Origin of the sequence: Halospina sp. K52047b, assembly GCF_008709855.1 — a bacterium.
Lineage (GTDB): Bacteria > Pseudomonadota > Gammaproteobacteria > Pseudomonadales > Oleiphilaceae > Halospina > Halospina utahensis_B.
The window spans coordinates 1-5475 of record NZ_VYJH01000023.1 but is presented as its reverse complement, the minus strand read 5'-3'; the positions used below and the strand labels follow the sequence as shown (position 1 = coordinate 5475).

The 5475-nt window shown below is 56.5% G+C and carries 2 tRNA genes and 3 rRNA genes; all 5 read right to left on the bottom strand.

Annotated features, from left to right (window positions below):
- Nucleotides 1–49: 49 nt before the first annotated feature.
- Nucleotides 50–164 (bottom strand): 5S ribosomal RNA (gene rrf / locus F3089_RS15665).
- Nucleotides 165–249: 85 nt separating this feature from the next.
- Nucleotides 250–3138: ribosomal RNA gene (locus tag F3089_RS15660) — 23S ribosomal RNA — on the bottom strand.
- Nucleotides 3139–3391: 253 nt separating this feature from the next.
- Nucleotides 3392–3467: transfer RNA gene (locus F3089_RS15655), tRNA-Ala, on the bottom strand.
- Between the two features lie 35 nt (nucleotides 3468–3502).
- A tRNA-Ile gene (locus F3089_RS15650) sits at nucleotides 3503–3579 on the bottom strand.
- Nucleotides 3580–3689: 110 nt separating this feature from the next.
- Nucleotides 3690–5219: ribosomal RNA gene (locus tag F3089_RS15645) — 16S ribosomal RNA — on the bottom strand.
- The 16S, 23S and 5S rRNA genes sit together here with 2 tRNA genes alongside, the layout of an rRNA operon.
- Nucleotides 5220–5475: the final 256 nt, after the last annotated feature.

The window sequence follows — 5475 nt, the reverse complement described above, 5'->3', positions numbered from 1 at the left end:
ACAAAAAAAAGCCCCGCACGGCGATGCCGGCGGGGCTTTGGGTATAGGAGCCTGACGATGACCTACTCTCACATGGGATCTCCCACACTACCATCGGCGCTGGGCGGTTTCACTTCTGAGTTCGGCATGGGATCAGGTGGTTCCCGCCCGCTGTGGTCGTCAGGCGAAAAAGGGTGTGGCAAGCAAGTGTGTCTGGTGTTGCGTGGCACTGGCTCAAGCGTTGATCCGGAGCATGCGCTGGGGTGTTATATAGTCAAGCCTCACGAGCCATTAGTACCGGTTAGCTTAACGCCTTGCAGCGCTTCCACACCCGGCCTATCCACGTCCTGGTCTTGGACGGCTCTTGAGGGGCCTCGAGGGCCCGGGGAGATTTCATCTTGGAAGGGGCTTCCCGCTTAGATGCCTTCAGCGGTTATCCTGTCCGAACTTAGCTACCCGGCAATGCCACTGGCGTGACAACCGGAACACCAGAGGTTCGTCCACTCCGGTCCTCTCGTACTAGGAGCAGCTTTCCTCAAATCTCCAACGTCCACGGCAGATAGGGACCGAACTGTCTCACGACGTTCTAAACCCAGCTCGCGTACCACTTTAAATGGCGAACAGCCATACCCTTGGGACCGGCTTCAGCCCCAGGATGTGATGAGCCGACATCGAGGTGCCAAACACCGCCGTCGATGTGAACTCTTGGGCGGTATCAGCCTGTTATCCCCGGAGTACCTTTTATCCGTTGAGCGATGGCCCTTCCATACAGAACCACCGGATCACTAAGACCTGCTTTCGCACCTGCTCGACGAGTATGTCTCGCAGTCAAGCGGGCTTGTGCCTTTACACAAACCGCACGATGTCCGACCGTGCTTAGCCCACCTTTGTGCTCCTCCGTTACGCTTTGGGAGGAGACCGCCCCAGTCAAACTACCCACCACACAGTGTCCTCGTCCCGGGTAACGGGACTGAGTTAGAACCTCAAACAACCCAGGCTGGTATTTCAAGGACGGCTCCACGGTGACTGGCGTCACCGTTTCAAAGCCTCCCAGCTATCCTACACAAGACTGCTCAAAGTTCACTGTGAAGCTATAGTAAAGGTTCACGGGGTCTTTCCGTCTGGCCGCGGATACACTGCATCTTAACAGCGATTTCAATTTCACTGAGTCTCGGGTAGAGACAGCGCCCCCATCGTTACGCCATTCGTGCAGGTCGGAACTTACCCGACAAGGAATTTCGCTACCTTAGGACCGTTATAGTTACGGCCGCCGTTTACCGGGGCTTCGATCAAGGGCTTCGCCTGAGCTAACCCCATCAATTAACCTTCCGGCACCGGGCAGGCGTCACACCGTATACATCCTCTTTCGAGTTCGCACAGTGCTGTGTTTTTAGTAAACAGTCGCAGGGGCCTGGTATCTTCGACCGCCTCGAGCTCGGGGAGCGAGTCCCGTCACCCTAGCGCGGCGTGCCTTCTCCCGAAGTTACGGCACCATTTTGCCTAGTTCCTTTACCCGAGTTCTCTCAAGCGCCTTGGGATTCTCACCCTGACCACCTGTGTTGGTTTGGGGTACGGTCCCACGTGAGCTGAAGCTTAGAGGCTTTTCCTGGGAGCATGGCATCAGCGGCTTCGCGCCCTTGGGCGCTCGTCGTCGCGTCTCGGCTTGCGGTGGCGGATTTGCCTACCACCGCGGCCTACTCGCTTGAACCGGGACAACCACTCGCCCGGCTCCGCCTAGCCTTCTCCGTCCCCCCATCGCACTCACGCGAGGTACGGGAATATTAACCCGTTTCCCATCGACTACACCTTTCGGTCTCGTCTTAGGGGCCGACTCACCCTGCGCCGATTGGCGTTGCGCAGGAAACCTTGGTCATCCGGCGAGGAGGGTTTTCACCTCCTTGATCGTTACTCATGTCAGCATTCGCACTTGTGATACCTCCAGCGAGCCTCTCGACTCACCTTCGCAGGCCTACACAACGCTCCTCTACCACGCCTAAAAGGCGTCCGCAGCTTCGGTGACCGGTTTAGCCCCGTTACATCTTCCGCGCAGGCCGACTCGACTAGTGAGCTATTACGCTTTCTTTAAAGGATGGCTGCTTCTAAGCCAACCTCCTAGCTGTCTGTGCCTTCCCACATCGTTTCCCACTGAACCGGTACTTGGGGACCTTAGCTGGCGGTCTGGGTTGTTGCCCTCTTGAGCACGGACGTTAGCACCCATGCTCTGTCTCCCGTGATTGCACTTGGCGGTATTCGGAGTTTGCAAGGGGTTGGTAAGCCGAGATGGCCCCCGAGCCCAAACAGTGCTCTACCCCCGCCAGTGATACACGAGGCGCTACCTAAATAGCTTTCGAGGAGAACCAGCTATCTCCGGGCTTGATTAGCCTTTCACTCCGATCCACAACTCATCCCCCCATTTTTCAACATAGGTGGGTTCGGGCCTCCAGTCGGTGTTACCCGACCTTCACCCTGGCCATGGATAGATCGCCCGGTTTCGGGTCTACTCCCAGCGACTGTGTTCGCCCATTTAAGACTCGGTTTCCCTGCGGCTCCCCTAGACGGTTAACCTTGCCACTGAAAGTAAGTCGCTGACCCATTATACAAAAGGTACGCGGTCACACCCCGAGGGGTGCTCCCACTGCTTGTACGCAAACGGTTTCAGGGTCTATTTCACTCCCCTCACAGGGGTTCTTTTCGCCTTTCCCTCACGGTACTGGTTCACTATCGGTCAGTCAGGAGTATTTAGCCTTGGAGGATGGTCCCCCCGTATTCAGACAGGTTTTCACGGTCCCCGTCCTACTCGATTTCACTTATGGGCGCGTTTCGCGTACGAGACTATCACTCTCTATGGTGTGACTTTCCAGACACTTCCACTACCCACCCACAAGCTTAAGGGCTAATCCCCGTTCGCTCGTCGCTACTTGGGGAATCTCGGTTGATTTCTTTTCCTCCGGGTACTTAGATATTTCAGTTCCCCGGGTTCGCCTCGCCCGCCTATGTATTCAGCGGGCGATACCTGGCCGAAACCAGGTGGGTTTCCCCATTCGGAGATCGCCGGATCGAAGGTTGTTTGCCACCTCCCCGACGCTTATCGCAGGCTGCCACGTCCTTCATCGCCTCTGACTGCCAAGGCATCCACCGTTTGCGCTTATTCGCTTGACTATATAACCCGCAGCACACGCTCAGCGTGCGCGCAGGCTACTGCCATTACGCCGGATTCAACGCTTGAGTCAGTGCCACGACCCCAATCCACTGATTGCGGATTGCGGTCAATGAACATCAGACTTTCAATTCATTGCTTGCCACTTTGTTAAAGAGCATCGTGATGCGAAATCACAGATCAGTTCTCTCGGCGAAAAAACTCATCTTTGATCACGTCGCGGATCACCTCAGCCGGTGTCGGCCGATTCGAAACTGGTGGAGCCGAGGAGAATCGAACTCCTGACCTCCTGCGTGCAAGGCAGGCGCTCTCCCAACTGAGCTACGACCCCTTTGCCACCAACCACAACCACCCCGGCGGCGGTTCTGGTGGGTCTGGGTGGACTTGAACCACCGACCTCACCCTTATCAGGGGTGCGCTCTGACCAACTGAGCTACAGACCCAAACTTGCCAAGGGCTTTCACCCTTCCGGGCCCAGCCCAGATCGCGTTCATGCTCTTTACAACGGGTCAGGTTATTTGTTGTGGACGCTGGCGTGGCGCCGGCGTGTCGATAAGGAGGTGATCCAGCCGCAGGTTCCCCTACGGCTACCTTGTTACGACTTCACCCCAGTCGTGAACCACACCGTGGCGATCGTTCTCCCGAAGGTTAAACTAACCGCTTCTGGTGCAGTCCACTCCCATGGTGTGACGGGCGGTGTGTACAAGGCCCGGGAACGTATTCACCGCAGCATTCTGATCTGCGATTACTAGCGATTCCGACTTCACGGAGTCGAGTTGCAGACTCCGATCCGGACTACGAGGCGTTTTAAGGGATTCGCTTGCACTCGCGCGCTTGCTGCCCTCTGTGCGCCCCATTGTAGCACGTGTGTAGCCCTGGCCGTAAGGGCCATGATGACCTGACGTCATCCCCACCTTCCTCCGGTTTGTCACCGGCAGTCTCCCTAGAGTTCCCGGCCGGACCGCTGGCAACTAAGGACAAGGGTTGCGCTCGTTACGGGACTTAACCCAACATCTCACGACACGAGCTGACGACGGCCATGCAGCACCTGTCACTGCGCTCCCGAAGGCACCAAGGTATCTCTACCAAGTTCGCAGGATGTCAAGACCAGGTAAGGTTCTTCGCGTTGCGTCGAATTAAACCACATGCTCCACCGCTTGTGCGGGCCCCCGTCAATTCATTTGAGTTTTAACCTTGCGGCCGTACTCCCCAGGCGGAGAACTTATCGCGTTAGCTGCGTCACTAAGGCTCTAATAGCCCCAACGACTAGTTCTCAGCGTTTACAGCGTGGACTACCAGGGTATCTAATCCTGTTTGCTACCCACGCTTTCGCACCTCAGCGTCAATGTCAGCCCAGGCAGTCGCCTTCGCCACTGGTGTTCCTCCAGATATCTACGCATTTCACCGCTACACCTGGAATTCCACTGCCCTCTGCTGCATTCTAGCTTGGCAGTTCGAATTGCCATTCCCAGGTTGAGCCCGGGGCTTTCACAACTCGCTTACCAAACCGCCTACGCGCCCTTTACGCCCAGTAATTCCGATTAACGCTTGCACCCTCCGTATTACCGCGGCTGCTGGCACGGAGTTAGCCGGTGCTTCTTCTGCAGGTAACGTCAACACTGACCGGTATTAACGATCAGCTTTTCCTCCCTGCTGAAAGTGCTTTACAACCCTAAGGCCTTCTTCACACACGCGGCATGGCTGGATCAGGGTTGCCCCCATTGTCCAATATTCCCCACTGCTGCCTCCCGTAGGAGTCCGGGCCGTGTCTCAGTCCCGGTGTGGCTGATCATCCTCTCAGACCAGCTACGGATCGTCGCCTTGGTAGGCCATTACCCCACCAACTAACTAATCCGACATGGGCCCATCCAATAGCGCGAGCCGGAGCCCGCTTTCCCCCTCAGGGCGTATGCGGTATTAATCCGGGTTTCCCCGGGCTATCCCCCACTACTGGGTAAGTTCCCATGCGTTACTCACCCGTCCGCCGCTCGCCAGCCTCCCGAAGGAGCTGCTGCCGCTCGACTTGCATGTGTTAGGCCTGCCGCCAGCGTTCAATCTGAGCCATGATCAAACTCTTCAGTTTAAATCATTCCGATGGCGTACCATCGTTATACAAGCTCAAAGACCGCACTCGAATCAACGAGCACTGACTTTGATGATCGCACCGACCACCACAGCCAGCGCCCACACAAATAACCTGACCCCATTGTTAAAGAACCTCAGAAGGCGTTAAGCCCCTGATTGGAAAAACAAAATTCTAAAGCATTTCAGAACTTTGTCAATCCCCGGAACAACTCATCTGCGCCCGAAAGCGCCGCCGCTGTGGGCCGTTGCCCCGA